We start from the raw sequence: 25,750 nt of genomic DNA, 5'->3' as shown, positions 1-25,750 counted from the left end.
TCTCATTTTACAGGATAAATGGCCTATTGGCCAATGTTACCATAATATTAAATGCAGGAAAAATAATAGTCTGCCGGAAAAGTGAGAAGGATAGCCATAGCAGCATTGAAAAGGGAAGGAGGGTAAACGGAAAGGTCGTTTCGTAGTGTTTTAATTGCTGTTGCCAATTGGTTCTTTACCGTGCTTTCCGATATATGTAAGACCTCAGCAATAGCTTTGTAGGAAAGTCCGTCAATGCGGCTGAGTTTAAAGATAAGCTTACGTTGGGCAGGGAGCCGTTCAATAAGGCCATGCAACGCTTCAGCCAGTTCTGTGGCATGTAGTTGCTGGAAGGGGTCTACGGGTGAATCCTGAGGCGGGGTTTCATAATTATCCAGCGAAACGATCTTTGTCCCCGCTTTCCTGAATTGGGCGGCTGTTTTCGCCCGATAGCGAATGGCGGTGAACAAATATGATTGAAACAGGGAAATGGGCGGAAGTTCCTGCCTTCTTACCCAAAAGCTAAAAAAAACGTCCGATACAATTTCTTCGGCTGTAAAATGATCGTCTGCTATAGTTGCAGCCAATTCCACCCCCCGACGGCTGTGCCGTTCAAAAAGAGTGTTGAATGCAGGCATTTCCCCCATACGCATCCGTTCCAGCAATGTTTCATCACTGGGTTCGGAATGTTTGGGCACGACACGGTCAACAGCCATGAATATAAATTAAATTGAGCTGGTACAAAATTAATCCATCCATGTTACGCTAACGTTAAGGGCTAGTTGCAAGCTTATGCTTATGCTTTTGATTGGCTCGTTTAATTGGTAAGACGCTAAATTGTGCAGCGTGTTTTTTTGTGCAACATTTACATCCTGAACAAGGTTTCATCGAAACTAAAAACAGGACAAACGAGAATAAATTTCATTTGTCCTGTCAGGTCGGGGCAGCAGCATGCAAACCTGCGACCTTGCCGCTTCCAGCGGTACGCGATATCAAAAACGCTACAATATAACTTACCAAAAACAAAAAAGCCTACTCGTTTCCAAGTAGGCTTCTTTCTTAAGTCGGGGCGGCAGGATTCGAACCTGCGACCTTGCCGCTTCCAGCGGTACGCGATATCATAACGCTACGCCATGGTCAAATAGCCAACGTGATATGCCCCGTTTCTTTATTTGTTTCTCCAAATGAAGCGCATCTGACCGGCTTTCACATGGAATTACGTGAATAACCCGCCAAGGCACTCCATGACGGGTACTTGTTGTTGATTTCGAATTGTGCTTATTTAACCGCGCAGACACATCGGCGGTTTCGCCTGCATAATAGCGCGCAGTGCTATCGCTTTGAAGGATATAAACATAGTGGGGCATAACAAACTAATTCTACCAAAAACAAAAAAGCCTACTCGTTTCCAAGTAGGCTTCTTTCTTAAGTCGGGGCGGCAGGATTCGAACCTGCGACCTCCTGCTCCCAAAGCAGGCGCGATACCGGGCTACGCTACGCCCCGAAATCCCTTCTTAAATCCGCTTTTGTTGCTTTAGCAGTAACCCTTGTGGTGTTCCTTTGCTTCAATTGCGGAGTGCAAATGTAGGAAATTGTTTCACATAAAAACAAATTTTTTTTCCTAAAAAAGGAAAAACACGCAAAATCCAGCCAGCACAAAGCATTTCCAGCCGACAATAAATACGCAAAAGAGGGAGCAGTGAACTGCTCCCTCTTTAACTTCAGGGGGTGAATATCCTTATTCTGCGCTCTTTTTAGAATTGTTCTGTGCATTCATCGCTTTCAGCTGGGTCAGCTGATCTGGTGTGAGAATGGTCTGATACTGCTGTTTGCGGTAAGTAGATATTTCTTTGCCACCAGGTCCGCCTTTTTGTCCGCTGGCTTTCAGGGCATCTTTACGTTTGATACACTCTGTATTTACCGCCAATACTTTCTGGTATTGATCATCCGTAAGGTGAAGCTTTGCTTTGAGCTCATCTGTATAAGCAATGGCACGCTTTTCAGGAGCAGGCAATGCTTTCGGGGTCGCGGCCGGCGTAGCAGCAGTGACTTGCTTTGTAGCTGGCGTTTGTTTTGGAGTAGCAGTTTGTGCGAAAGCCGGAGATACCGCCAGCAGGATAGCAATTGCAGTAATTAACTTTTTCATGTGTGTTTATTGTTTTGTAAGAAGGATAAACCAATTTTCCTGCCAGCGCTCCGAAACTGGGTTAATAGCAGCTTAAAATATCCTTAAAAGGCAATAGATGCTTGTTCAGCCAGACTTTCAGCATAGCCATATTTTCGCTACCTTAGGCTTATTTAAGGTACGCTGTCCATCTTTAAGCATCTCAAACGTCATGTGTGGCAAACTGGTTATTCCTACAACTTAATTAAACAAACATAATGTCATGCCTTTACCAAACATCTTTACCGAAGCCGTTTCAAACAACGTCATTCAACGTATTAATCAACTAACGCCTCAATCTACTCCTAACTGGGKCAAAATGAATGTAGCACAAATGCTGGCGCATTGCAATGTCACCTACGAACTGGTGTATGAAAACAAACATCCTGCACCGAATTTTTTCGCAAAGCTTCTCATGAAGGCATTCGTCAAAAAGTTGGTCACCAACGAAGTGCCGTACAAACACAACGGACCTACCGGCAAAGATTTTCTGATAACTGACAGCCGCAACTTTGAACCCGAAAAGCAACGACTGACTGATTATATCCGGAAAACACAGCAATTGGGCGAAGCACATTTTGATCAGCTACCCTCTCACTCCTTTGGGGTTTTAAATAAAAACGAATGGAATAATATGTTTTATAAACACCTGGACCACCACTTAACACAATTTGGGGTGTAATCAGTCATTTTCAGGCAGCGTACGACAAATAACATTGCCGTACACTGCMTCATCATCCCAATACGGCACAAAATCATTTTACAAAAAGCGAAATACAGCCGATTTCCGCCAATCAAAAACACCCTCACAGCCCCTCGATTAAGAACACTGTTTTTCGTCGCAAAATTAGCCTCATTTAGCATCAAAAAAGGCGTCAAAAACCTTGCACACACCGCATTTTCAAACTATCTTTACATTATCAACAATGCAGGTATTCAGACAACCGGTTGTTGCGTCTGAAAAATATTCACCGGCTTTTATCGCCACATATTTCCCCCGCTTTGCACAGCTATGATGAAAACTGATTATCCAACATAATCAGTCAGGCACTGCTATGCCCATAACGATTTGCAAAGCAACGGAGCAGACATTATTAATTATGGAAGGAACTACTAACACACATCCGGGGTTTAAAACAGCTTTGAAATTCTGGTTCAAATTAGGTTGGATCAGCTTCGGTGGCACAGCAGGACATATTGCCATTATGCACGACTACCTCGTAGACAAAAAGCAATGGATCAGCAACACCAAATTCCTGCATGCACTCAATCATTGTATGTTGTTACCGGGTCCGGAAGCCCAGCAGCTCTCCATCTATATCGGCTGGCTGTTACACGGAAAACGGGGAGGACTGGCAGCAGGGATATTGTTTGTATTACCATCCATGTTTATCCTGCTGGGATTAAGCATTACTTATGTGCTGTTTGGGAACATCCCTTGGGTAACAGCACTGTTTGCGGGATTGAAACCCGCCGTGATTGCACTCATCATAGTAGCGATGTATAAAATAGCAAAGAAAGCATTGCATAGCCCCCTGCATTATTTCCTGGCAGCTATCGCCTTTGTGTGCATCTTCTTCTTCAACATCTCCCTGCTCGCTATCATAGGAGGGGTGATTATATTTGCTATCTGCTGTAAAGTCATCTATCCACGGGCCCTGCAACCTGCTACCGGACAAGTACAGCATGCAGTTGAAAGTAGCTACGTACTGGATCAAAAAACGGCGCAGGTAAGTAATCAATTCACTATAAAAACGATCGTTCAAATACTGGCGGTAGGCATCATTCTCTGGCTACTCCCATTTCTGTTATTCTTTTTACTACTCCCGGATTTTACTTTCTGGAAACAGCTGAGCCTCTTTTTCACGCAAACGGCCTTTGTGACCGTGGGCGGCTCCTACACGGTGTTACCATATGTAGCGCAGTTTACCGTCACCAAATTAAACTGGCTCAGTAAACTACAAATGATGGATGGATTTGCACTGGCAGAAACCACTCCGGGCCCATTGATCATCGTGCTGTCATATGTAGGCTTTATGGCAGGCTACAACCATTTCAACGGCTCCTTATGGATGGGCACCATTGGATTATTAGCTACCACGTGGTTTACATTCCTCCCTTGCTTTGGGCTGATTTTCATCGGTGCCCCACTCATTGAAAAAACTCATGGGAATGCCTTAATTGAGAACACCCTGAGCTTCATTACCGCCGCCGTAGTAGGGGTTATCCTGCATCTTACTATTTACCTTGGGAAAGATGCATTATTCCCACAGGGTATCCATATCAACAACCTTGATTACATGGCGCTGATATGGATTATTGTTTCATTGGTGCTGATACTACGATGGCAGGTAAATATTTTATACCTGATCGGGTTAAGTATGGCGTATGGCTGGGTGCATTATGTCTTGCAATGACCATAATGGATTCATCCATGCAATATCCGTTTTTGTCCATGTTTAGGATGCTGTTTACATAATAGCTTTGTATCGTCAAATGAAACAATAAAAGAATAGCAACATGAAATCCTTAAAAATCCACCTGCTTATCCTTGGTATCTTATTCGCAGCATCCGCGAACGCTCAGCACAAAAAAACGTTTCAATGGATAGGCGGCCCCACCTACGTATTGCAACTGGGAAGCTTTAAAATACTAACAGACCCCATGTTCAGTGCCAAGGGAGATTCTGCATTTATGATTAAAAAGCATCCGTCTACCGGCGCTACCAATGCATATATTCAACGGTATATTGCACCTGCAGCATTTGATACTGCTCATATAGACGTACTCCTGGTAAGCCACCCACATGCGGATCATTTTGACCAGGAGGCAAGAAACGCACTGAATAAACAACTGTCGGTAGTAGCTCCCGGAGCCGATGCCTCCACCATACAAGGCTGGGGCTTTACCCACCTGACAGGGCTTAACTGGGGCGATAGCACAGAATTTAAAAAAGGCAATGAAACCCTGCGAATCATAGCAGTAGAAGCCATGCACGCCAAAGATGATCCATTAAAAACAGCATTAGGAAAAGGGAATGGTTACATCATTGAATATACCGTCAACCATAAAGTATATCGGATATACTGGACGGGAGATACCGTTTGGTTTGATGACATGCAACAATATACGCGTTACGGCAAAATCAACCTGTTTATCCCCGACATGGGCGCCGTAGGCTCCGACGGTAAAATTGGGCGCCGCGGATTAAACTCAACGGATTGTTTGAAAATTATAGAAACCCTGCATCCTGACCTGATTGCACCAGTGCATCATTCTACCTTCTCTATGTATATTGAGCCGATTACGAAACTTCAACAAACATTGGATAGTACGGCCTATGCAAAGAAATTAAGGATTGTTGCGGCGGGAAAAGTAGTGGTGTTGTGATAGCGTATCAAAATGATAAAAATAAAAGCCTTCAAATCGAAAAATTTGAAGGCTTTTATTTTTCCTGACGACCAGGTTCGAATTAATTTAAGATTGACTCCATTTTTTACGGTACCAATTCGTTTCATCATGTGTATATTTTGTACATGATAGAATAATCAGGTAGAAGAAACGTTACCTCTATCTATATACACCTATTTTGGTCATCATCCTTTTGTTTTATGAATCAAAACATTCAACAGAAAATAGAGCAGTATAAGAAATTTGCCCAGAGCAATCAGGACAATGCTCCTAAACCTGCACCATCTAAATCAGTTCGTGTTGATGGCTTAGCCCAGGTAATCCGTTCTCAAAAGGATGCTGAAAACTTCATGGCTGAACTTAATAGTATTGTTAAACGTGCACAATAAGTATTTATATTTCAAAATATAAAAAAGGATGGCCTAGGCCATCCTTTTTTTATTCAACTGACTTCCCTTTCGAACCAGCATAACGATACACAAAATACCACGTAATAAGTATCTGAAATAATATCACTGTTGGCAAAAGAAATGGATAATGTATAAAAGGAGTCAGCGCATCGCCATGTGCCAACATGATCGGCAGATCAATTACGTTGAACACAATAATTACCCAAAGCAATGCCTTGCTTCCTTTAAAATACCACCAGCAGAATATGCCATACGCAAATTCAATGATGAAATTAAGAATGGGGTAATCGATAATACCAAATCCTACAACAGGTGTGGCGGAGAAAGGCGATAACTGAATATCCTTTTCATGGAAAATCAGGTCAATGATAACATGCGACACMACACCAATAGCAAAGGCCACTGCAAGCTTTCTATTGTGATATCCCCAGTTAATCACACAAAATGAAAGGGCCGCCGCTACCACTCCCGAAAAAATGGAATGTGAATAAGGCAGGTAGTCGAGATGAATGTGGCCGGCGGAAATGGAGAAATGTTCCCATCCCAGGTAGTTAAAAAGCACCCATAATACTTCCACCAATTGCACGGCGATCAACAGCGGCAGTAATGGTAGTTTAGGCTCCTTTTTCTTTAACAACAAAGCTGTTGCTGCATGGTTAATTGCATACATAAAATAGCATTTGGATTTACTTATGCAAAGGTCTTACAGCTACTTTACATAAGCTTGTACGATTTGGCTATTCTTCAATAAGAATGAAGGTGCCAGCCCAAACATTCTTTTAAATGTCCGGTTGAAATGCGGAGCATCGGAGAAACCGGCTTCGAGGGCCGCATCTGTGATCCCCCTGGCGTTAAAGATGTACTGTAGTGCTGTTAAAATCCTGACCCACAGGATGTATTTCCTGATTGGAATACCTACCTGCGTTGTAAATAAGTGAATAAGACGACTGGGAGAAAGATAGACAATAGCGGACAAATGACTGATCTTTAGTGGTATCTTTCCCGGCTGCTTAAGCACTTCCAATACCCTGGCGATCCGGTCATCCATATCCTCATTACCCACTGTATTTGAAAGTTCCCAGAGGAATTGGAGCGTAATATTAAAAATACGGTCAACAGCAGTGTTATCCGCTAATAGTGGTTTTACTTCTTTCAATAATACCTCCACAGTTGCTTCAGGTAATGCCGCGATCTGTTTATCGGCCAGGTAAGCCTTCTTAAGACCTCTACCTATTTTACATTCCGGGTCTATATTGATCAGTAGAAAAGTATTGCTGTGGGTTCTGCATTCATGTGGCTCATCGGAGGCGATGATCACCGCCTGCTGTTTCAGCATTGAATTAGATGAGATGATGTCTATTTTATCTTCGAAACTGATAGCAATTTGTAGCGCGTGATGCTCGTGCACGACGGTATCTAAAGCACGACCTATATATATAAAGTATCCGGTTGAGAAAAATAATAGGGGCTGTTCCATGCAATGCCGATGTACATTTAAAAGACACCTTAATAAAGTTACATGATTCAGGCAGATCCAACAAGCATCTATTGCATTGATATTGAGAGCTAAATTGCAAAGCCGCTGAATCAGGAGAACAGGCGTTTTAAGTTTGTTGTAAATCTTAATAAATTAAACTGCGCAATTCCTTAAATTTAAGAATGGATTCCCGTTTCTTGAAGTAGAATAACCCTGACAAAATTTAAACCCAAACAACCATGAAAAGCAACGAATACCATATGATGGCCGGGTTGCGAAAGATCTCCATAGCATCAACCCTGAATTATTGCAGGACGATGCATAGGAAGATGCTCACCATGCTATTACTATTCATTCATCTGGGTGTTTTTGCGCAGAAAGCACCGTCCTATAACATTGGTCAGCGTACTTTTCATTTTAAAGATGAAAAACGTAACCGGCCTATAGTGACGGAGGTATGGTATCCAACAATAGATACACTTAAAGTAAGTGATAAAAAATATATCCCTTTTTTGCGCAACTACACGGTGCGTGATGGAAGTTTGCCAACGGGTAAGTACCCGCTTATTATGGTTTCACATGGTACTGGTGGAAACAGGCATTCATTGGAATGGTTAGCACAAAATTTGGTTCAATCCGGCTTTGTGGTAGCTGCGGTGGATCACTGGGGCAATACGAGCGATAATAAAATTCCGGCTGAATTTATGAAAGGCTGGGAAAGGCCCCAGGATATTAGCTTTGCGCTTACTCAACTGCTAAAAGAAAAGGATTTTAGTACCGTGATAGATGCACAAAGAATCGGCGCATTGGGTTTTTCATTTGGAGGTTATACCGTCATCGCTTTGGCAGGGGGGGTAGTTGATTATCCTTTTTTGATACATTATTATCGCACCATAGGCCGCCGGGAGGTGGAGTTTCCCGAATACCCGGGGTTGGGCCGCTTGTTGTACGACAGTACCTTACTTGCAGCCACTAAACACGTTCCCAATTTAAAAGATAGTCGCATCAGTGCCTTCTTCGCCTTATCTCCGGGCACAGGGCCGGGGTTTATCCGTAAACAGCAGTTTAAAAATGTTCATGGACCTGTTTTTATTACCGGCTCATTGGCAGATAGCATGGCACCTGTTAAAAGCAATGCGAGGGTATATCATCAGCTCATCAAAGGTGCCGGTTATTATGAGTTTGGTGGTAAAGTGGGGCATTATGTAATGTTAGGCGAAGCAGATGACGAACTAAAGAAAGAAGCCCCGATTCCCTTTGTAGATGATCCTTCTGTAAACAGGCATCAGGTACATTTAAAAGTAGACAGTCTTGTCACTGACTTTTTTAAAAGGAATTTGAAATGATGTTGATAAACATATATGGCTAAAAACAGAAAAGCCGCATAATTATATGCGGCTTTTCTGTTCTGCGGAGAGAGAGGGATTCGAACCCTCGATACAGTTTAACCCGTATGACGGTTTAGCAAACCGTTCCTTTCGGCCACTCAGGCATCTCTCCGTATTCCCCGTTAGGGGTTGCAAAAATAAACAAAGTTTTATATTCACCAAAAGTTTTTCATCTTTTTATAAAAAAAGTTGAAACCATTACTTGGCGCGCAGTATCACCCGTACACCCAACTTGCCTTCCATCCCGAAAGCTTTAACGATGACATCTTCGTCTTCCTCCTTTTGCGCATCTTTGTTCCGCGTGTTATCGTTATATAGGCGCGCTGTTTTAACGAATAAAGCATATTGGTTGCTTTCATATAATTCACCCGGATGCCCCCCATTTTCCAGGTTCATTGAATCGGGATCTTTAAAGTCTGGTACCTTTTTATACATCGCATTTTCAAAAGGATTCCCATTCCCCAGTTCCTCCAGCGGCATTACAACCGACACTAATACGCCCGGTTTCACGGTAACTGACCAGAGATTTGCCTGATTATTCCAGGTGATTAAATTGGATTCACTGTGCTTATCTTTAGTCCAGCGGGAATTGATCCGGTTCAAACGGGCGCCAACAGAATCTTCGTTGGTGACTTCTGTCAACAGCTTTTCAAGATCACTTATTTCAAGCCTCCTGCTTTTCTCACCGGTATCTCCCAAAGTAGTGGCATTATCCTTTACCATCCTGCAGATACTGGGATCTCCGGGATAATAGCGCACCATTACTTCCTGTCCACGATACCGACGATTAAACTCACCGGGATCAACTGTAATACCCTGTGAAATATCCTGCCCGTCTTTTGTAGTAAATCTGACGGTGAGGGCACTGGTTGGATTTCGGCCGCCTGTAATACTAACACCATCCTGTATTTGGCCCCATGCATTCACTCCTTGCGTTTCCAGCAGATGATCTACCCGATAGCCGCCCACGACATAGCAAATGATACCAAAGAAAATAGCTGCCAGTGGTGTGAATTTAATCAAGGGATGCCGCCAGTCTCTTTCATCTTCATAAGGACTTAAATCACTGATGCTGCGAAATCCGCAGATGGCCTGTAATAAACAAATGGCAGCCAATACACCGGCAATCAAGGGTAGAATAATCTCCGAATGATAGTACGTGGGAACGCCTATTTGAATATTAAAATAGTAGAGGCTTGCTAACAGTAATAGGCCCCAAATAATTCTTGTAATCATGTGTGGGTTATATACTGTAATAATAGTAATATTTTTTTACATATAAAATAGTATTAATTTATTTTTTTGGAAGAAATAAAAAAAGCTCCGCAATGATTACGGAGCTTTTTTAAATAGGTTATCAGGGTTATTGCTGGTCTTACATTGCAGCCAGTTGTACTTTCTGTTGCAATTCAATGACGCTGTCACGGAAGTTATTATCGGTATCCATCAGATCCTTCACGGTCTGACAACTATGAATCACTGTAGTATGATCACGACCACCAAAATGTTCACCAATAGTTTTGAGTGAATTTTTAGTAAATGATTTAGCGAGATACATGGTAATCTGTCTGGCTTGCACAATTTCACGTTTACGTGTTTTCTGCAGCAACTTATCATATGGTACATCAAAGTATTCACATACCATTTTCTGTATACTCTCGATGGTAATTTCTTTGGAAGATGTTTTCACAAAAGATTTCAATACACGCTTCGCCAACTCCAGGTCTATTTCTTTGCGGTTCAGTGAAGATTGTGCCAGCAAGGAAATTAATGCGCCTTCCAGTTCACGTACATTCGTTTGAATATTATAGGCTACATATTTCACTACTTCTTTGGGCATTTCCAGTCCATCGTTCCGCATTTTCATTTCAAGGATTTCCATCCTCGTTTCAAAATCCGGAATCTGAATGTCTGCGCTAAGGCCCCAACGGAAGCGGCTCAACAATCTTTCCTGTACACCATCCAGATCTTTAGGCGCCTTATCAGACGTTAAGATCAACTGCTTACCAGACTGGTGCAAATGGTTGAAGATCGCAAAGAACGCATCCTGCGTTTTCTCTGCACGTGCAAAAAATTGAATATCATCTACAATCAACACATCTATCAATTGGTAGAAGTGAATAAAGTCGTTGATGATATTATTCTTTGAGTGATCTATAAACTGGTTAATAAATTTCTCTGCACTAACATATAACACCGCTTTATTCGGATGTATACGTTTTACATCATTGCCTACAGCCTGCGCCAGATGGGTTTTCCCCAATCCTACGCCACCATATATTACCAGTGGATTAAAAGACGTACCACCTGGCTTTTCAGCCACGGTTTTCCCTGCGCGTCTTGCTACCCGATTACTGTCACCTTCTACATACGCGTCAAAGGTATAATTTGGATTGAGCTGTGAGTCAATCTGTACTCTTTTAATACCCGGAATAACAAAGGGGTTCTTAACCGGGTTGTGAATCGTTAAAGGAAAATCTACTTCATTGTCTTTCTGAGGTTTTGTAAACTGCGTGGGCATGTTTACTGTTCTGGGATGCTGATGTGGCGTACCGTTCTCGACTACAATGCGATACTCCAACCTGGCTTCTTTACCTAATTCTCTTTTAATAGTTTTTCCTAACAATCCCACATAATGCTCCTCAAGGTATTCATAAAAGAATTGGCTGGGGACCTGGATGGTTAAAACATTGTTTTCAAGTTTAATGGGTTTAATAGGTTCAAACCATGTCTTAAACGGCTGCCATTCTACTATATCCCTAATTATATTAAGACACTTTTCCCAAACTTGTTCGCAAGTTTTATTCATTGAGATAAAAAAAATTAGATTGTTTCTTAATTAAGGATGCTTAGTTCTCGAATTCGAAATTCCTCAACGCAGGATGTTGAAAAATTTTCAGACAGGACGACGAATATCTGTAGAAAATGTTGAAAAAAAAAATTTATCTACCCTTGTTTATATTCTCCTGATTACAGAGTACCCAAACCCCTCGTTCCAATACTGCCGTGGCTTTACAACCCTGACGTGACACGGTTTTCAATACTATGAACCCCATTGATTAACAGTACATTTATCTTCCTCATTCTCCTTTTTATCATAAATATGGATATATAATTGATAAAATAATATTGTATCCCATCTTCTGAAAAAAATCGTTCACTGGTGAAGTGTGAGATATTCACACTTTTTCCGGAGAGGGTGCAAAACTATGTTAGTATCTCCATTAAAAAAAATGAATTCAGCAATAGTTATTATGAAACTATTTTTTTATACCCGCGCGCACTGGGTTAATAAAAAATATTTGCCCGCACTAAGTCGAATACCTTATCTTTGACCCTTCTGAATTTAAAATAATTTTTCTATGAGTTTTGAAATTACCGGAAAGCTGATTGTGAAGTACAACACGGTACAACGTAGCGAAACTTTTAAAACAAGAGAGTTCGTTATAGAGAAGTCCGATGACATCAATGGCCGTGTTATCAATAACTACATTAAGTTTCAGTCGGTGCAAGACCGCACTGGTATTGTTGACCGGTTCAATGAAGGTGAAAACGTTAAAGTTTATTTCAATATCAAAGGCACCAGATGGGAAAAAGATGGTAAAGTAAATTACATCACCAACCTGGACGCATGGCGTATGGAATCTGTAATGGCAGCACCTGCTCCAGGCGCAGACCCAATGCCTAACTACAACGCACCACAAATGCCTGCTGGCGACGGTGGAGACGATCTTCCGTTCTAAAGGCTGAAAGCATAAAGCGAAAAGCACAAAGCTATTGAAGCGAATGACTGTTGCGAAAATATATACGCTACGGACATTCGCTTCAATAGCTTTGTGCTTTTCGCTTTATGCTTTCAGCTTTTCCTTATCTTTGCCACAGTTTTAGGATAAACACCTAACCGTTAGCATGATACAACAACTGTCTCTTAAATTACTGCCGGCTGATGCCGCCTCTCATACACATATCATACAGCACGCCGCTGCTGCACTGAGTGTAAAACCCACTGATATTACCGGTTTCAATCTGCTGAAACGCTCTATAGACGCCCGTTCCAGACAAGCATTCTTTGTACTTACCATACAGGTATTTGTAAACGAACCCTTTGCCGAACGCCAACATACCCATCCGGTATATCCTTCTCTCCCGGCCAATGCTCCAAGGGTACTAATCGCCGGCGCAGGTCCCGCAGGACTCTTTGCTGCATTACGACTCATAGAAGCTGGCCTGAAACCCATCATTATTGAACGAGGCAAAGATGTACGCGCCAGACGCAGAGACCTCGCCGCACTCAATAAAACCGGTATCGTAAACCCCAACTCCAACTACTGCTTCGGCGAAGGTGGCGCCGGCACTTACTCCGATGGTAAACTATATACCCGCTCCAATAAGCGTGGCGATATTAACCGCATACTCAATATTTTTGTTCACTTCGGCGCAGAAGAAAAAATCATGATCGATGCGCACCCACATATTGGTACCAACAAACTCCCGCATATCATCACCGCTATGCGTGAGCAAATTATCAACAGTGGCGGAGAAGTACACTTTGAACAAAAAGTATCATCTATACAAATAAAAGATGGCGCCGTTACCGGCGTACAAACCGCCTCCGGACAATACTTCGAAGGCAAACAACTCATCCTCGCTACCGGCCACTCTGCCCGCGATATTTTTATCATGCTGCACCAACAGGGTATTTTACTGGAAGCCAAACCCTTCGCCCTCGGCGTACGGGTAGAACATCCGCAAGAGCTGATCGACAGCGCCCAATATCACTGCCCTACACGCGGCGAATTCCTGCCACCCGCCAGCTATAGCCTGGTAGAACAGGTAGATGGTCGCGGTGTGTTCTCTTTCTGCATGTGCCCCGGAGGTATCATTGCACCCGCCGCTACTGATCCCGGCGAACTGGTGGTAAATGGATGGTCGCCTTCCAAACGCAACAACCCCTTCGCTAATTCCGGCATGGTGGTGACCGTAGACGAATCCGACTTCGCACCCTTCGCCAAACACGGCCCATTGGCCGCCATGTACTTCCAGCAAGCCGTAGAAAAACAGGCCTATATTGCCGGTGGTGGCAACTTCGTAGCTCCCGCACAAAGGATGACCGACTTCGTCAGCAAAAAAGTATCCGCTTCGTTGCCCGACTGCTCCTATGTGCCAGGCCTCCAAAGCGCCGACTTGCGCAGCGTATTACCTAAAGTAGTACACCAACGCCTGGCTGGCGCCTTCAAAGCATTTGGCCGCAAAATGAAAGGATACTATACAGAAAACGCGGTACTGGTAGCCACCGAATCGCGCACTTCTTCCCCGGTACGCATTCCCCGCGATAATGATACGCTCGAACACCCACAGGTAGCCGGACTGTATCCCTGCGCAGAAGGCGCCGGATATGCCGGTGGCATTGTTTCCGCTGCAATGGATGGAGAACGCGTAGCCGCCATCATTGCAGATAAACTGCGATAAGGAAGCAGGTAAACATTGATGATTATTTATTGCCGATTAATCATTAATTTTTCACCATGAACTTACTCGAAGTCAAACACCTGAAAAAACATTATCAAACCCATAAGGCAGTAGATGATGTAAGCTTTGATATACAGCAAGGCAGCATCTTCGGACTACTGGGCCCCAACGGCGCCGGCAAAACCACGCTACTACGCATGATTACCGGCATCTTCTATCCCGATGAAGGCGAAATACTTTTCAATGGTAAAAAGTTTAACCCTGAAAGCGATGTGCATTACATCGGTTATATGCCCGAAGAAAGAGGACTTTATAAAAAGATGATGGTAGGGGAACAAACCCTCTATCTCGCCCAGCTAAAAGGCCTCTCCAAAAAAGAGGCCACTCAAAAAATCAAATACTGGTTCGATAAGTTCGATATCAACTCCTGGTACCATAAGAAGGTAGACGAACTCAGTAAAGGCATGCAGCAAAAAGTACAGTTCATTTCCACCATCCTGCATGACCCTAAACTGCTGATACTCGATGAACCGTTTTCCGGACTTGACCCTATCAACTCCAACCTGATCAAACAGGAAATTTTTCAGCTCAGCAAACAAGGTACTACCATCATCTTTTCTACCCACCGTATGGAACAGGTAGAAGAGATCTGTGATCATATCATGCTCATCAACAAAGGGCATAAAATACTGGATGGCGGTGTACAACAAATACAACAGGACTTCAAACAGGGACTCTTCAAAATAGGTTTGGGTACCATGCCTAACCCGGCGCAAATGGCTACCTGGCACTTCAATATTGTGGAAACACATGATAAAGCGTTTACCGTAAAAATGAATGCAGACAGCACCACCAACGATATTCTACTGCATTTCATCCGCCAGGATATCCCGGTAACTTATTTCGAAGAAATGCTGCCCTCCATCAACGAGGTATTTATCACCCAGGTAGAGCAAACTGAAGCAGCCAATGCTAACCTGGCGGCGGCCCCACTCATCTGATTACACTATACATTTATGGAAAAAATCTGGCTCATTATAAAGCGGGAATTTTTTACCCGCGTTCGTAAAAAATCTTTCCTCGTTACTACACTACTGGTACCACTTGCCTTTGCGGCAATGATCATTGTACCCATCCTGCTGGCTACTTCGTCATCAGAACACAAGCGCATTGCGGTAATAGACGATAGTGGCTTATTTGATAATAAGTTCCCTGACTCCAAAGGCTCCTATTACAAGTACCTGTCTCATCAAAACATCGATAGCCTCAAACAGCACTACGAAGACCAGGGCTATCAAGGTCTGCTCTACATTCCAAAGTTTGACATCAGCCGCCCTTCAGGATTCGAATACTATAGCAGCGGCGCCAGTGTTACCATGGAAAGCAGCATCAACAAAGACATCAACGATGTCATTGAAAAGAAGCGGCTGGAGCTACAGGGAATTGACCAGTCTAAAATGGATGGTATCCGCTCCGATGTGGAAGTGACCTTCAAAAACGGACGCGATGAAAAGAAAGGCAGCTCCTGGGTTGCTTATGGGGTGGGTTATGCCAGTGGGTTTATCATCTACATTGTGCTGTTATTATTTGGTACCTCCGTCATGCGTGGGGTGATGGAAGAAAAAGTAAGCCGTATTGCGGAAGTGATGATATCCAGTGTAAAACCCTTTCAGCTTATGATGGGTAAAATCATTGGCATTGCCGCCGTTGGCCTGCTGCAGTTCTGCATCTGGGGCATCCTCATCACAGCCATATATTCATTGATACCGTTGTTCTTTTCTCCGGAAAGCGTGCAGGCTGCCTCACAGGGTAGTGGCGCAATGGCGCAGGTCAGTCATGCTGATCAGATAGAGATGATTCATAAAATCCGGGAACTGGTAGGCAGCATTTCATGGGGCCTGCTCATTCCCTGCTTCTTCTTATATTTCCTGGGTGGCTACCTGTTCTACTCCTCGTTGTATGCAGCCGTTGGCAGTTTAGCCAATGAAGATGCCAGCGATATCCAACAATTAACCATTCCTATTACGGTGCCCATTATCATTGGTATTATGATCATGATGAAAGCGGTGCGTGATCCGGATAGTGCGCTGGCAGTATGGGGTAGTATTATTCCTTTTACCTCACCAATGGTGATGATGGCCCGCCTGCCATACGGCGTGCCCGGCACGGTACCTTACTGGCAACTGGCACTGTCGTTATTATGCCTGATAGGGGGCTTTATTGGTACTACCTGGGCAGCCGGCAGAATATATCGTACAGGCATCCTGATGTATGGTAAAAAAATTACGCTGAAAGAGGCCATGAAGTGGGTGGTGAGAAAGCCGTGATAGCGATTAGCAGTTAGCTTTTAGCTTTTAGCAAAATGCAGCGAAGATGATGAGGATTATTCCCATATATCTCCGCTGCATTTTGCTAAAAGCTAACTGCTAAAAGCTAAAGGCTGGTTGCTAACCGCTGTATCGTTTCCCTGTACTCGGTCCAGATTTCTTCAACTACCAGTGCAGCAGGTTTTATTTCATGTATCAGCGCACTTACCTGGCCTATTTCCAGTTCTCCTTCTTCCAGATTGCCTTCAAACATACCGGTTTTTGCACGGGCCCGTCCCAGCAGGGTTTTCAGCGCTTCGGCATCGGCGCCGTTATCTTCTGCAGCCTTGATGGCCTGATAGAAATGATTTTTGATTAAACGCACGGGGGTCAGTTTCTTTAAACTGAGCATGGTATCCCCTTCTTTTGCGTTGATCACCGCTTGTTTAAAATTTATATGGGAAGATGCTTCAGGGGTAGCTACAAAACGGCTGCCTATCTGTACTCCGGAGGCGCCCAGCGCAAAAGCAGCTGCCATAGCCTTTCCGGTAGCAATACCGCCTGCGGCTATTACCGGAATTTTCACCTGTTCGCAAACAGATGGAATCAATACCATGGTGGTGGTTTCTTCGCGGCCATTGTGGCCACCTGCCTCGAAGCCTTCAGCCACTACGGCATCTACGCCGGCCGCTTCACTTTTCAAGGCAAAAGCGGCACTGGATACCACATGTACCACTTTTACGCCGGCGGCTTTCAATACCGGCGTCCACGTTTTGGGATTGCCGGCAGAAGTAAACACCACTTGTACCCCTTCTTCCAAAATAATATTTATCAGCTGTTCTATATCAGGATATAGCAAAGGTACATTCACGCCAAAAGGCTTACTCGTAGCTTTTTTACATTGCTGTATATGCTCCCGCAATACATCCGGATACATGCTCCCAGCACCGATCAGCCCCAGACCGCCGGCATTACTAACAGCGCTGGCTAAACGCCAACCGCTGGCCCAGATCATTCCTGCCTGGATCAACGGGTATTGAATATTGAATAAAGAAGAGATACGATTACTCATGAAGCGAATATACTTAAAAGCTAAAAGCGTAAAGCAAAAAGCTATTGTCGCGGATGTTACTCGTGACAATAGCTTTTTGCTTTACGCTTTATGCTTTTAGCTTATCCTAAATCTATTTCAGTATTATCGCCAATATTCAGGCTTTGACTCAGTCCCCGGATATTGGCATCGCTACCAATCAGGGAGGACTTCAGTACTACTTCATACAGGTTACTGAAGGAGCCAATAATGGAATCCTTCACAATAGAGTAGTTGATCACGGTGTTGTCGCCAATGGCCACATTAGGGCCTATAATAGCGTTTTTAATATTACAGCCTTCCCCTATACTCACCGGGGGAATGATGATCGTATTTTCGTACGGTAATACAGGATTATTAGCCAGTTTATACTTCTTCAGCAAGATAGCGTTGGTTTCCAGCAGGGTATCTTTACGACCGCAGTCAAACCAGTTAGATACTTTAAAGGAATTAAACTGAACGCCATGCTCAATCATGCATTCCAGCGCATCTGTGAGCTGGAACTCATCATGTGATTTGACCTTATTATCGATATTGCTTTGCAGGCAATCGTATAGTTGCGTAGTTTCTTTGATTTTGTAAAGGCCTACCAGTGCAAGGTTTGACTTAGGAATCTGCGGTTTTTCCACCACGCGGGTAATTTTACCATGTTCATCCAGTTCTGCCACGCCGAAATTACGCGGATCATCTACTTTCTTAAGCCCCAGCATAGAATACGGGGAGGCTATTATTTCTTTGAAATCACATTCACAAATGGTATCGCCTAATACAATCAGTATTTCGTCGTTGCCTACTATATCGCGGGTAAGTGATAATGCGTGTCCGGTGCCTTCGCGGCTGTTTTGTTGTACAAAGTGACAGGTCAGTTGTGGGTATTTCTTCTCCACATAATGCTGGATCTTTTCGCCCAGGTAACCAACCACAAATACAAACTCGGTGATACCTGCATCCCTCAGCTGATCAATAATGATACTAAGAATGGTTCTGCCGGCTAAAGGTATTAATGCTTTAGGCTGTGTATATGTATGTGGACGAAGCTTGGTGCCTGCCCCAGCCACGGGTATGATTGCCTTCATTATTTGTTGTAGTTAGGATGTTACTATTGCACTCGAATGTGCGAAAATACTATATTTAGCGGAAAGCATAAAGGCGAAAGCAAAAAGCCATTGTAGCGGATGATTGAAGCGATTAACCAGTCAAATATTACCTATTATCTTCGCTCTGATAGCTTTTTGCTTTATCCTTTCTGCTTTCCGCTTGCAATTCATCCTCCTTTCATTTAATTTTGCCCAAAAATTTGGGCAACATGCAAAGAGACCAGCAAATATTTGATTTAATTGGCCAGGAATTGGAGCGTCAGCGCCATGGCATTGAATTAATCGCATCTGAAAACTTCACCAGCTACCAGGTAATGCAGGCAATGGGGCAGGTGATGACAAATAAATATGCCGAGGGCTATCCTGGCAAAAGATATTATGCAGGCTGTGAAATTGTAGACCAAAGCGAGCAACTGGCAATAGACAGGGCTAAACAAATATTTGGTGCTGCTTACGTAAACGTACAACCTCACTCCGGCGCACAAGCCAATGCCGCAGTAATGCTGGCTATTCTCCAACCGGGCGATAAAATCCTCGGACTGGATCTGAGCATGGGCGGTCACTTAACCCATGGTTCTGCTGTAAACTACTCCGGAAAGCTCTACCAACCTCATTTCTACGGTGTTAACAAAGAAACCGGCCTGATAGAATATGATAAGATGGAAGAAGTGGCACAACGCGAAAAACCAAAGTTGATCGTGTGTGGTGCATCTGCTTACAGCCGCGACTGGGACTACAAACGTATCCGCGAGATTGCTGACTCAGTAGGCGCCTTTGTAATGGCTGATATTGCACACCCTGCAGGTTTGATCGCCAAAGGTTTGCTGAACTCTCCATTTGCACATTGCCATTTCGTTACTACTACTACTCACAAAACATTGCGTGGACCTCGCGGTGGTATGATCATGATGGGCGCCGATTTCGAAAATCCATTTGGTCTGAAAACACCAAAAGGCGAAACCCGCATGATGAGCTCCCTCATTGATACCGCTGTATTCCCAGGTATCCAGGGTGGTCCGCTCGAACATATCATTGCCGCTAAAGCAGTGTCTTTCTTCGAAATATTATCTGACGACTATACCGTTTACGCCAACCAAATCCTGAAAAATGCACAGGCGATGGCGAAAAGCCTGGTAGGTAAAGGCTACGAAATCATCTCCGGTGGTACCGATAACCACCTGATGCTGATTGACCTCCGCAACAAAAATATCTCCGGTAAAAAAGCAGAACAAACACTCGTTAAAGCCGATATCACTGTTAATAAAAACATGGTGCCTTTCGACGATAAATCTGCCTTCGTTACTTCCGGTATCCGCGTGGGCGTACCTGCTATCACTACCCGTGGCCTGCAGGAAGGCCATATGGGCCAGATCGTTGACTGGATCGATCAACTGCTGATGGATGCTGATAACGAAGCACTCATCACCAGCATCAGAGGTGAAGTAAATACCTTCATGAAACAGTTTACCCTGTATCCTGAACTGGGATAGAGGCGAAAGTATAAAGCAGAAAGCAAAAAGCCATTGTCGCGTATATCACTCGCGGCAATGGCTTTTTGCTTTTTGCTTTCTGCTTTATGCCTTTAGCTGATTAATCTTTTATCTCCCAAAAAAATTCTTTGAAATATTAAAATCTCTATTATCTTTACAGTGTACTAGTTAAGTAGTACACTAAATCACGAGATATGATTAACATCCAATCCCTGTCATTCAGCTATCGGAAAAACAAGCCACTGTTTGAGAACCTGCAACTCACCCTGGAAGCAGGCCACATCTATGGTTTGCTTGGAAAAAACGGGGCAGGTAAATCTACCCTGCTGAAGCAAATAGCCGGCCTGCTATTCCCCGATGGAGGCACCTGCGAGGTAATGGGCTATACCGCCGCCAAAAGACAACCGGCCTTTCTCCGCGAATTGTTCCTGGTACCGGAAGAATTCTACCTGCCTAAAGTGAGCGTGAAAAAATATGTGAACCTCTACGGTCCGTTTTATCCCAACTTCGACGAGGCCGCCTTTTTCCGCTACCTGAAAGAGTTTGAAATTCCCCGTGAACAACAATTAACGGAGATGTCGTACGGACAAAAGAAAAAAGTGCTGATCAGCTTTGCATTGGCTACCAACACCAAAGTACTGATCATGGACGAACCCACCAATGGCCTGGACATCCCCTCCAAAAGCCAGTTCCGTAAAGTAATTGCAGCCGCTGTTACAGAAGATAAATGCATTGTCATCTCCACCCACCAGGTTCGCGACCTCGACAACCTGATTGATAGTATTGTGATCATAGATGGTCATAAAATTATTTTCCGGGAAGATGTACAAACGGTAACGGATAAACTGAGCTTCAAAACAGTGAGCCGTATGGAAGAAACCTCCGGTGTATTGTTTGCCGACAGTAGCCTCCGCGGCCATACTATTATCACTAAAAACACCGGTAACGAACAAAGCAAAATCGACATGGAACTCTTGTTCAACGCGGTATTGACTAATCAGCAACCTATCCAGGAAATATTCAACTAATTATATCTCATGCAAGCAAATAACGTTTTCAATTTACAGCGCATGCAGCTTTACCTGCAGAAGCATTTAGCAGATCAACTCCGGTTTTACCTGATGGGGACCTTAGCGGTACTCGGATTAGCCGCTGCATTTGGCATACTAATGCCCCTCGCGCATACCGAGATTTTTCAAACCAGCAATATCGTTCCGTTTTACTATATAGGCTTGTTTGCCGGCGGCCTGCTGTTTACCAGCAGATCTTTTAATGAACTGGCTCATAAAGAAAAAGGAATGGATTATCTACTGCTCCCGGCCTCTCAATTCGAAAAATTCCTTACTACATTTCTTATCAGCACTATTGGCTTCTTCGTATTTTACCATATAAGTTGCTACCTGGCTATTAATATCTTTGAAAAGGTACAAATGGCTATGATAGACCGCCCCATACGGAGAGATTATCAATTCCTCAGTGACCCGGACGAAAAAGCCTATTTCTACTACGCGTACTTTGTATTGCAATCCATTTTCCTCTTTGGCGCTACCTGTTTTCATAAATATAGTTTCATTAAAACGCTGCTCTGCATATTCATCTTTCTGTTTGGGCTATATGTGATTAATTGTATACTGGTTACAGTACTCTTTGGCTGGCAAGGGGAATTCTGGAAAAGATCCGTACCGTTTTTCATGGTCGCCAAACTGGAAGGAGGGCCTGTCAGCTGGCATACTACCACCTATGTTATTCCGCGCTGGTTGTCAGATACATATCTCTTTATTGTCCGGTTTATATTAGCACCCGTATTTTGGACATTAGCCTATTTCAGGTTGAAAGACCAGGAAATATAAAATTTTTGTGAGATGGAATTCAAAGAAACACAAGCCATATACGTACAAATCGCGGATTATGTCTGCGAACAGGTACTCCTTCATAAGTGGCAACCAGAGGAGCGCATCCCTTCTGTAAGGGAACTCGCAGTATCACTGGAAGTAAATCCCAATACTGTGATGCGCACCTTCGAGCTGCTACAGCAACAGGAAATCATTTACAATAAAAGAGGTATCGGCTACTTCATCAGTCCTGATGCACTTAAAAAAATCAGGCAGGCTAAAAAAGATGCATTCATCAGTAATGAACTGCCCAGCTTCTTCCGCAACCTGTATTTGCTGGATCTCAGCGTTGATGAACTGAAACCTCATTATGAGAAATTCAAAAAAACTAATTTCAACTGATATGAAAACGAGTAAAAAATTAATGATCGGTTTTACTGGCATACTCGTGTTTTTGATGGTATTTTCTGCCATCACGTTGAGAGTGAATTATAGTAAAGGCGTTACCAACGAGGAACAATACAATAAGCACCGGTATGATGAACCTGATCCTAATTATAAAAAGGAAACACTGCAACCGTTTCAAACAGTAGTGTTTATAAACGGGCAGCAGGATTTAGCGACTACAAAAACAGAAGACTACGGTAACGGCAACACGGAGACACGAAGCATTAATAATGTCACCATCCGACACGGAGACGTATATACGCTGGAACATTACACCCCGGTAACTAGCCGGCAGTCAGGAGATACCTTGTTCATCAACCTGAGTGAACAAGGAGACATTACCCTTACCTGTCCGTCATTAAGTGCTATTCAGAACAACTATTGCCATGTATCCATATTTGAATTCAAACTACCGCGACTGCAGATTTCCGCCGGCCCTAAAGCAGGCGCTAATCTTTACAATTGTCAGATAAACGCTCTCATATATACCGGCGAGCTTGAAAATGACTTCTCCCTAAGCGGAGGCTCTACACTGGATAGCTTAAAGATAACAATGGGAAAAAAAGGAACGCTCCGGATGGATGATATCAAGTACAAAGTAGCTGATATTAAAGTAGATAGCCTAAGAGAACTGGCGGTGTATGGCGGTGCTATCAACAACATTAAACAAATACATTAACAAGCGTGACACACGCTCTAAGCAATAATTTCTATCGATATAGTAAGGGCTTATTTTCTAATCAGCCTTCTTTTCTTCAAAAAATAAAAAAGCTCCGATTTTCATCGGAGCTTTTTCTATATACGTAGTATCTTAAAACTGCGTCGCCAAATAAGCCATAGCGCCCATTCCTACTTCTATTGCATGTTCATCAATATCAAAAGTAGGGGTATGTACACCGGAAGTAATTCCCCTGGCTACATTGCCGGTACCTAATCTGAAAAAGCAGGCAGGTATTACCTGTGAATAAAAAGCAAAATCTTCTGCGCCCATTCTGATTTCAGTATCTCCTACATGTTCCGCGTCCAGGTATTCTGTAGCGAAATGACGTGCCTTGCGGGTCACTTCTTCATTGTTATACAGCGTAGGGTAGCCCACCAGTATTTCAATGTCTATTTCAGCCCCCATCGCTTCTGCAATACCAATGGCCTGCTTACGGATCAACTCATGTGCTTTGAAGCGCCAGGTTTCATCCATTGCCCGGAAAGTACCCATCAGCTTTACTTCGCTTGGAATTACGTTAGTAGTAAATCCGCCGTTGAAAGCACAGATAGATAATACAGAAGGAGAGAAAGGATTGTTGTTACGGGAAATAATTTGTTGCAGGCTCACTACCAGCTGAGACGCCACCAGGATGGTATCTACAGTAAGATGTGGCTGCGCTGCGTGGCCGCCTTTTCCTTTGATCGTGATATATATTTCATCTGCACTAGCCATGTATTTGCCTTCCCGGAAACCCAGCTTACCCGCTTCCAGCGTAGGATGCACGTGCATACCCAGGATAGCGTCTGGTCGTGGATTTTCGAGGGCGCCTTCTTCAATCATGATGCTGGCGCCACCGGGATGTTTTTCCTCTCCCGGCTGAAACAATACTTTGATAGTTCCTTCAAACTGATCTTTCAGTTCATTTAATATTTTGGTAGCGCCCAATACACAGGAAGTATGTACATCGTGACCGCAGGCGTGCATTACGCCCGGGTTAGTGGATTTGTAAATGACTTCATTGGCTTCCGTAATAGGCAGTGCATCCATATCGGCACGGAGCGCGATTACTTTGGAAGCAGGGTTCTTTCCTTCAATCAGGGCAATAATGCCGGTACCGGCAACACCTCCCTGAAAAGGAACACCATAGGCCGTTAGCTGCTGCTGTATGTAAGCAGCGGTTTCAAATTCCTGGAAGGATAGCTCCGGATGTGCATGTAAATGCCGCCTGATAGCAGTAAATTCCGGTGCATATGCCTTCGCCAGTTCTTTAATTCGATTCTTCATTCGATAATTCTTTATCCAGTGGCACGTTGATAATGGCAGGTACTACAAATACACCACCTGAAAACAGGTCAGATAATTTGTCCCGTAATTCAGCTGCTTCTTCACGGGTTTTAAAATCGCCTACGCGCACTTTAAAATAGGGGGCCTGGTAATCGAGATAGGTACGATAGTCGCCATAAAGCTGCATTACTTTCGCTTTGGCTTCATTGGCATCGCCGCGTTTGTTGGTGGAAATCACCTGTACCCGGAAACCGGACTGGTTGCGGATGGCCAGCGTGTTAATGTAGATCTGTTTTTTAATCAGCACATCCACACGACTATCTTTCACCACCCTTACACTTCCGTTGGTTGCTGTTGCATTGTCTTGCGCCATGGCCCAACTACTTCCCAACAGACAGCAAACCAGGATGAATAACTTTTGCATGAATACTGTATAATTAACTATGAATAATTACTTAATTCGCCGCTGCGTCCTTACTTTCCTTCACAATGTTCACACTGGCACTGGCTCCTATTCTGGTTGCTCCGGCGGCTATCAGCTCCTGGGCGAATACAAAGGTACGAATACCACCCGAAGCTTTTATTTGTATGTTAGCTGGTAAATTGGCCCGCATCAGTCTTACTGCTTCCACTGTAGCGCCTCTTTCTGCATAGCCGGTAGAGGTTTTCATGAAATCCACCCCGTATTTGGCATATAGCTCGCAGCATTTCACGATCTCCTCTTCCAATAATATGCCACTTTCAATAATGATCTTGATTACTTTTTTCTTCTCCCGGATGATATACATGATATTGGCGATCTCCTTTTCCAGGTATTCCCAGTCGTTGTTTTTGATAGCGGAGATGTTGATCACCAGATCCAGTTCGTCTGCCCCGTCTACAATGGCCAGTACTGTTTCAGCTACTTTAGCTTCAATAGCGGAATAACCAAAGGGGAATCCTATTACGGTGGCCACTTTGGTGTTGGTAGCACCCAGGAATTGCTTGGCCAGTTTCACGTACAGTGGGGGTATACAGGCGGCGGCAAAATCATACTCTACGCATTCCATGCACAATTTCTTTACATCTTCCAGCGTAGTGGTAGGTTTTAATATAGTATGGTCAATATAGCGGTTAATCTCCATCATCATTCATTTACGGATTACAGGGCGAAATTAATGCAAAACGGATTACGTTGCCGTAATCCGTTCTGATATCATTTAC

The 25,750-nt window shown here is 43.7% G+C and carries 26 protein-coding genes and 3 tRNA genes; 14 read left to right on the top strand and 15 right to left on the bottom strand.

Annotation, left to right across the window (positions count from 1 at the left end):
* Positions 1 to 47: 47 nt before the first annotated feature.
* The 5 genes from AC1DFM_RS26000 to AC1DFM_RS25980 all read right to left on the bottom strand — a co-directional run bounded on the left by AC1DFM_RS26000 (position 48) and on the right by AC1DFM_RS25980 (position 2,125).
* Complete coding sequence (locus AC1DFM_RS26000; protein ID WP_477079691.1) at positions 48 to 695, bottom strand: RNA polymerase sigma factor; 648 nt, start codon at positions 693 to 695, stop codon at positions 48 to 50.
* Positions 696 to 1,043: 348 nt separating this feature from the next.
* A tRNA-Ser gene (locus tag AC1DFM_RS25995) sits at positions 1,044 to 1,115 on the bottom strand.
* A complete protein-coding gene (locus tag AC1DFM_RS25990; protein ID WP_477079690.1) occupies positions 1,098 to 1,346 on the bottom strand; it encodes a GIY-YIG nuclease family protein in 249 nt (82 codons plus the stop codon). The genes AC1DFM_RS25995 and AC1DFM_RS25990 overlap by 18 nt, the downstream gene beginning before the upstream one ends.
* Before the next feature lie 63 nt (positions 1,347 to 1,409).
* A tRNA-Pro gene (locus AC1DFM_RS25985) sits at positions 1,410 to 1,483 on the bottom strand.
* Positions 1,484 to 1,717: 234 nt separating this feature from the next.
* Positions 1,718 to 2,125 carry a hypothetical protein gene (locus AC1DFM_RS25980; protein WP_477079689.1) on the bottom strand — a complete coding sequence of 136 codons (408 nt, stop codon included), beginning with the start codon at positions 2,123 to 2,125 and terminating at the stop codon, positions 1,718 to 1,720.
* A gap of 241 nt (positions 2,126 to 2,366) precedes the next feature.
* Here AC1DFM_RS25980 and AC1DFM_RS25975 point away from each other — a divergent pair, with 241 nt between their 5' ends.
* The 4 genes from AC1DFM_RS25975 to AC1DFM_RS25960 all read left to right on the top strand — a co-directional run bounded on the left by AC1DFM_RS25975 (position 2,367) and on the right by AC1DFM_RS25960 (position 5,943).
* The gene (locus AC1DFM_RS25975; RefSeq protein ID WP_477079688.1) at positions 2,367 to 2,825 is read left to right on the top strand and encodes a DUF1569 domain-containing protein; all 459 of its coding nucleotides are present in this window, start codon (positions 2,367 to 2,369) and stop codon (positions 2,823 to 2,825) included.
* 373 nt (positions 2,826 to 3,198) lie between these two features.
* Positions 3,199 to 4,560 (top strand): chromate efflux transporter, encoded by a 1,362-nt coding sequence (gene chrA / locus AC1DFM_RS25970; protein ID WP_477079687.1) that lies wholly within the window; start codon positions 3,199 to 3,201, stop codon positions 4,558 to 4,560.
* Between the two features lie 103 nt (positions 4,561 to 4,663).
* Positions 4,664 to 5,533: an MBL fold metallo-hydrolase gene (locus AC1DFM_RS25965; RefSeq protein WP_477079686.1), complete on the top strand. Its 870-nt coding sequence runs from the start codon at positions 4,664 to 4,666 to the stop codon at positions 5,531 to 5,533.
* A gap of 221 nt (positions 5,534 to 5,754) precedes the next feature.
* Positions 5,755 to 5,943, top strand: coding sequence for a hypothetical protein (locus AC1DFM_RS25960; protein ID WP_477079685.1), 189 nt, complete (start codon positions 5,755 to 5,757; stop codon positions 5,941 to 5,943).
* A gap of 49 nt (positions 5,944 to 5,992) precedes the next feature.
* On the opposite strand, the gene AC1DFM_RS25955 is transcribed toward AC1DFM_RS25960, so the two are convergent.
* Positions 5,993 to 6,634, bottom strand: coding sequence for a hypothetical protein (locus AC1DFM_RS25955; protein ID WP_477079684.1), 642 nt, complete (start codon positions 6,632 to 6,634; stop codon positions 5,993 to 5,995).
* 39 nt (positions 6,635 to 6,673) lie between these two features.
* Positions 6,674 to 7,441, bottom strand: a complete 768-nt coding sequence (locus AC1DFM_RS25950) for an AraC family transcriptional regulator (RefSeq protein ID WP_477079683.1) — start codon at positions 7,439 to 7,441, stop codon at positions 6,674 to 6,676.
* 239 nt (positions 7,442 to 7,680) lie between these two features.
* On the opposite strand from AC1DFM_RS25950, the gene AC1DFM_RS25945 reads away from it, so the two are divergent.
* Positions 7,681 to 8,787: an alpha/beta hydrolase family protein gene (locus AC1DFM_RS25945; RefSeq protein WP_477079682.1), complete on the top strand. Its 1,107-nt coding sequence runs from the start codon at positions 7,681 to 7,683 to the stop codon at positions 8,785 to 8,787.
* Positions 8,788 to 8,852: 65 nt separating this feature from the next.
* Here AC1DFM_RS25945 and AC1DFM_RS25940 read toward each other — a convergent pair.
* The 3 genes from AC1DFM_RS25940 to dnaA form a co-directional block, all read right to left on the bottom strand.
* Positions 8,853 to 8,941: transfer RNA gene (locus AC1DFM_RS25940), tRNA-Ser, on the bottom strand.
* Between the two features lie 86 nt (positions 8,942 to 9,027).
* Positions 9,028 to 10,065 carry a DUF3592 domain-containing protein gene (locus tag AC1DFM_RS25935; protein ID WP_477079681.1) on the bottom strand — a complete coding sequence of 346 codons (1,038 nt, stop codon included), beginning with the start codon at positions 10,063 to 10,065 and terminating at the stop codon, positions 9,028 to 9,030.
* A gap of 139 nt (positions 10,066 to 10,204) precedes the next feature.
* Positions 10,205 to 11,638 carry a chromosomal replication initiator protein DnaA gene (dnaA, locus tag AC1DFM_RS25930; protein WP_079469646.1) on the bottom strand — a complete coding sequence of 478 codons (1,434 nt, stop codon included), beginning with the start codon at positions 11,636 to 11,638 and terminating at the stop codon, positions 10,205 to 10,207.
* Positions 11,639 to 12,191: 553 nt separating this feature from the next.
* Here dnaA and AC1DFM_RS25925 point away from each other — a divergent pair.
* From AC1DFM_RS25925 to AC1DFM_RS25910, 4 genes are all read left to right on the top strand, one after another.
* Positions 12,192 to 12,572: a DUF3127 domain-containing protein gene (locus AC1DFM_RS25925; RefSeq protein ID WP_291920533.1), complete on the top strand. Its 381-nt coding sequence runs from the start codon at positions 12,192 to 12,194 to the stop codon at positions 12,570 to 12,572.
* A 166-nt stretch (positions 12,573 to 12,738) separates the two neighbouring features.
* The gene (locus AC1DFM_RS25920) at positions 12,739 to 14,298 is read left to right on the top strand and encodes an NAD(P)/FAD-dependent oxidoreductase (protein ID WP_477079680.1); all 1,560 of its coding nucleotides are present in this window, start codon (positions 12,739 to 12,741) and stop codon (positions 14,296 to 14,298) included.
* A gap of 56 nt (positions 14,299 to 14,354) precedes the next feature.
* Positions 14,355 to 15,299 carry an ABC transporter ATP-binding protein gene (locus AC1DFM_RS25915; protein ID WP_477079679.1) on the top strand — a complete coding sequence of 315 codons (945 nt, stop codon included), beginning with the start codon at positions 14,355 to 14,357 and terminating at the stop codon, positions 15,297 to 15,299.
* Positions 15,300 to 15,314: 15 nt separating this feature from the next.
* Positions 15,315 to 16,625: an ABC transporter permease gene (locus tag AC1DFM_RS25910; protein WP_477079678.1), complete on the top strand. Its 1,311-nt coding sequence runs from the start codon at positions 15,315 to 15,317 to the stop codon at positions 16,623 to 16,625.
* 106 nt (positions 16,626 to 16,731) lie between these two features.
* On the opposite strand, the gene AC1DFM_RS25905 is transcribed toward AC1DFM_RS25910, so the two are convergent.
* Positions 16,732 to 17,676, bottom strand: a complete 945-nt coding sequence (locus AC1DFM_RS25905; protein WP_477079677.1) for an NAD(P)H-dependent flavin oxidoreductase — start codon at positions 17,674 to 17,676, stop codon at positions 16,732 to 16,734.
* A 101-nt stretch (positions 17,677 to 17,777) separates the two neighbouring features.
* On the bottom strand, positions 17,778 to 18,770 hold the full coding sequence (locus AC1DFM_RS25900; protein ID WP_477079676.1) for a sugar phosphate nucleotidyltransferase: 993 nt from the start codon (positions 18,768 to 18,770) through the stop codon (positions 17,778 to 17,780).
* Between the two features lie 230 nt (positions 18,771 to 19,000).
* On the opposite strand from AC1DFM_RS25900, the gene AC1DFM_RS25895 reads away from it, so the two are divergent.
* The 5 genes from AC1DFM_RS25895 (at position 19,001) to AC1DFM_RS25875 (ending at position 23,239) form a co-directional block, all read left to right on the top strand.
* Positions 19,001 to 20,281, top strand: coding sequence for a serine hydroxymethyltransferase (locus AC1DFM_RS25895; RefSeq protein WP_477079675.1), 1,281 nt, complete (start codon positions 19,001 to 19,003; stop codon positions 20,279 to 20,281).
* Between the two features lie 194 nt (positions 20,282 to 20,475).
* Complete coding sequence (locus tag AC1DFM_RS25890) at positions 20,476 to 21,309, top strand: ABC transporter ATP-binding protein (RefSeq protein ID WP_477079674.1); 834 nt, start codon at positions 20,476 to 20,478, stop codon at positions 21,307 to 21,309.
* A gap of 9 nt (positions 21,310 to 21,318) precedes the next feature.
* The gene (locus AC1DFM_RS25885) at positions 21,319 to 22,131 is read left to right on the top strand and encodes a hypothetical protein (RefSeq protein WP_477079673.1); all 813 of its coding nucleotides are present in this window, start codon (positions 21,319 to 21,321) and stop codon (positions 22,129 to 22,131) included.
* 12 nt (positions 22,132 to 22,143) lie between these two features.
* Positions 22,144 to 22,515 carry a GntR family transcriptional regulator gene (locus AC1DFM_RS25880; protein WP_477079672.1) on the top strand — a complete coding sequence of 124 codons (372 nt, stop codon included), beginning with the start codon at positions 22,144 to 22,146 and terminating at the stop codon, positions 22,513 to 22,515.
* Between the two features lies 1 nt (position 22,516).
* The gene (locus AC1DFM_RS25875; RefSeq protein WP_477079671.1) at positions 22,517 to 23,239 is read left to right on the top strand and encodes a hypothetical protein; all 723 of its coding nucleotides are present in this window, start codon (positions 22,517 to 22,519) and stop codon (positions 23,237 to 23,239) included.
* Between the two features lie 132 nt (positions 23,240 to 23,371).
* Here the strand turns inward: AC1DFM_RS25875 and AC1DFM_RS25870 are convergent, their stop codons facing one another.
* The 3 genes from AC1DFM_RS25870 to deoC are packed head-to-tail and all read right to left on the bottom strand — an operon-like array spanning position 23,372 to position 25,677.
* On the bottom strand, positions 23,372 to 24,547 hold the full coding sequence (locus AC1DFM_RS25870) for a M20 metallopeptidase family protein (RefSeq protein ID WP_477079670.1): 1,176 nt from the start codon (positions 24,545 to 24,547) through the stop codon (positions 23,372 to 23,374).
* Positions 24,531 to 24,971 (bottom strand): SPOR domain-containing protein, encoded by a 441-nt coding sequence (locus AC1DFM_RS25865; protein ID WP_477079669.1) that lies wholly within the window; start codon positions 24,969 to 24,971, stop codon positions 24,531 to 24,533. Before AC1DFM_RS25865 ends, AC1DFM_RS25870 begins: the two co-directional genes overlap by 17 nt.
* Positions 24,972 to 25,002: 31 nt before the next feature.
* Positions 25,003 to 25,677 (bottom strand): deoxyribose-phosphate aldolase, encoded by a 675-nt coding sequence (deoC, locus tag AC1DFM_RS25860; RefSeq protein ID WP_477079668.1) that lies wholly within the window; start codon positions 25,675 to 25,677, stop codon positions 25,003 to 25,005.
* Positions 25,678 to 25,750 lie beyond the last annotated feature (73 nt).

The sequence above is a fragment of the Chitinophaga sp. 05T412 genome (assembly GCF_056396465.1).
The sequence above is the reverse complement of the archived record's forward strand: the minus strand, read 5'-3'. Positions and strand labels throughout refer to the sequence as shown.

Excerpts from the sequence above, each read along its gene's own strand:
- AC1DFM_RS26000 (WP_477079691.1), bottom strand. The coding sequence starts at position 695 with ATGGCTGTTGACCGTGTCGTGCCCAAACATTCCGAACCCAGTGATGAA.
- AC1DFM_RS25990 (WP_477079690.1), bottom strand. The coding sequence starts at position 1,346 with ATGCCCCACTATGTTTATATCCTTCAAAGCGATAGCACTGCGCGCTAT.
- AC1DFM_RS25980 (WP_477079689.1), bottom strand. The coding sequence starts at position 2,125 with ATGAAAAAGTTAATTACTGCAATTGCTATCCTGCTGGCGGTATCTCCG.
- chrA (WP_477079687.1), top strand. The coding sequence starts at position 3,199 with ATGCCCATAACGATTTGCAAAGCAACGGAGCAGACATTATTAATTATG.
- AC1DFM_RS25965 (WP_477079686.1), top strand. The coding sequence starts at position 4,664 with ATGAAATCCTTAAAAATCCACCTGCTTATCCTTGGTATCTTATTCGCA.
- AC1DFM_RS25960 (WP_477079685.1), top strand. The coding sequence starts at position 5,755 with ATGAATCAAAACATTCAACAGAAAATAGAGCAGTATAAGAAATTTGCC.
- AC1DFM_RS25950 (WP_477079683.1), bottom strand. The coding sequence starts at position 7,441 with ATGGAACAGCCCCTATTATTTTTCTCAACCGGATACTTTATATATATA.
- AC1DFM_RS25945 (WP_477079682.1), top strand. The coding sequence starts at position 7,681 with ATGAAAAGCAACGAATACCATATGATGGCCGGGTTGCGAAAGATCTCC.
- AC1DFM_RS25935 (WP_477079681.1), bottom strand. The coding sequence starts at position 10,065 with ATGATTACAAGAATTATTTGGGGCCTATTACTGTTAGCAAGCCTCTAC.
- dnaA (WP_079469646.1), bottom strand. The coding sequence starts at position 11,638 with ATGAATAAAACTTGCGAACAAGTTTGGGAAAAGTGTCTTAATATAATT.
- AC1DFM_RS25925 (WP_291920533.1), top strand. The coding sequence starts at position 12,192 with ATGAGTTTTGAAATTACCGGAAAGCTGATTGTGAAGTACAACACGGTA.
- AC1DFM_RS25920 (WP_477079680.1), top strand. The coding sequence starts at position 12,739 with ATGATACAACAACTGTCTCTTAAATTACTGCCGGCTGATGCCGCCTCT.
- AC1DFM_RS25915 (WP_477079679.1), top strand. The coding sequence starts at position 14,355 with ATGAACTTACTCGAAGTCAAACACCTGAAAAAACATTATCAAACCCAT.
- AC1DFM_RS25910 (WP_477079678.1), top strand. The coding sequence starts at position 15,315 with ATGGAAAAAATCTGGCTCATTATAAAGCGGGAATTTTTTACCCGCGTT.
- AC1DFM_RS25905 (WP_477079677.1), bottom strand. The coding sequence starts at position 17,676 with ATGAGTAATCGTATCTCTTCTTTATTCAATATTCAATACCCGTTGATC.
- AC1DFM_RS25900 (WP_477079676.1), bottom strand. The coding sequence starts at position 18,770 with ATGAAGGCAATCATACCCGTGGCTGGGGCAGGCACCAAGCTTCGTCCA.
- AC1DFM_RS25895 (WP_477079675.1), top strand. The coding sequence starts at position 19,001 with ATGCAAAGAGACCAGCAAATATTTGATTTAATTGGCCAGGAATTGGAG.
- AC1DFM_RS25890 (WP_477079674.1), top strand. The coding sequence starts at position 20,476 with ATGATTAACATCCAATCCCTGTCATTCAGCTATCGGAAAAACAAGCCA.
- AC1DFM_RS25885 (WP_477079673.1), top strand. The coding sequence starts at position 21,319 with ATGCAAGCAAATAACGTTTTCAATTTACAGCGCATGCAGCTTTACCTG.
- AC1DFM_RS25880 (WP_477079672.1), top strand. The coding sequence starts at position 22,144 with ATGGAATTCAAAGAAACACAAGCCATATACGTACAAATCGCGGATTAT.
- AC1DFM_RS25875 (WP_477079671.1), top strand. The coding sequence starts at position 22,517 with ATGAAAACGAGTAAAAAATTAATGATCGGTTTTACTGGCATACTCGTG.
- AC1DFM_RS25870 (WP_477079670.1), bottom strand. The coding sequence starts at position 24,547 with ATGAAGAATCGAATTAAAGAACTGGCGAAGGCATATGCACCGGAATTT.
- AC1DFM_RS25865 (WP_477079669.1), bottom strand. The coding sequence starts at position 24,971 with ATGCAAAAGTTATTCATCCTGGTTTGCTGTCTGTTGGGAAGTAGTTGG.
- deoC (WP_477079668.1), bottom strand. The coding sequence starts at position 25,677 with ATGATGATGGAGATTAACCGCTATATTGACCATACTATATTAAAACCT.